General features: G+C 47.0%; 1 tRNA gene and 1 rRNA gene. Both read left to right on the top strand.

What is annotated here, in order from left to right:
* Positions 1-113: 113 nt before the first annotated feature.
* Positions 114-189 (top strand) — tRNA-Ala (locus tag L4D19_RS30395).
* A gap of 266 nt (positions 190-455) precedes the next feature.
* Positions 456-662: ribosomal RNA gene (locus L4D19_RS30390) — 23S ribosomal RNA — on the top strand; the annotation flags it as partial.

Below are 662 nucleotides of genomic sequence, written 5' to 3'. Positions count from 1 at the left end.
GCTCAGGTGGTTAGAGCGCACCCCTGATAAGGGTGAGGTCGGTGGTTCAAGTCCACTCAGACCCACCACTTCTTCTCCCAGAGGAAGTGAGTGAAGAGTCTTTCGGTAACGTTGGGGCTATAGCTCAGCTGGGAGAGCGCCTGCCTTGCACGCAGGAGGTCAGCAGTTCGATCCTGCTTAGCTCCACCACTCTTTAAGCGCATTTCTTGAAAAAGAAGTGAGTGTGTTTAAAAAGTGGTTATCTCTTGATAAACACATGCTCTTTAACAATCTGGAAAGCTGACTAGTAAATTGAATCGTTAGATTCAATTAAAATGTTCTTCTTAATGAAGAACGAGTTCTCAAGCAATACACATTCAAGTGTCTTGTGTAAGAGTCCGGCGAAAAACCAATGTCTCCTTATCAGAGACGTAAACCTTGGTTGTTTGAACATACGAAACCTCTTGGGGTTGTATGGTTAAGTGACTAAGCGTACACGGTGGATGCCTTGGCAGTCAGAGGCGATGAAGGACGTACTAACTTGCGTTAAGCCCAGATTAGGCAGTAAGAGCCACTTGAGTCTGGGATTTCCGAATGGGGAAACCCACCTGCACAAGCAGGTATCGCAGCGTGAATACATAGCGTTGCGAGGCGAACCGGGGGAACTGAAACATCTAAGTACC

Source organism: Photobacterium kasasachensis (assembly GCF_050336885.1).
Lineage (GTDB): Bacteria > Pseudomonadota > Gammaproteobacteria > Enterobacterales > Vibrionaceae > Photobacterium > Photobacterium kasasachensis.
The sequence above is the reverse complement of the archived record's forward strand: the minus strand, read 5'-3'. Positions and strand labels throughout refer to the sequence as shown.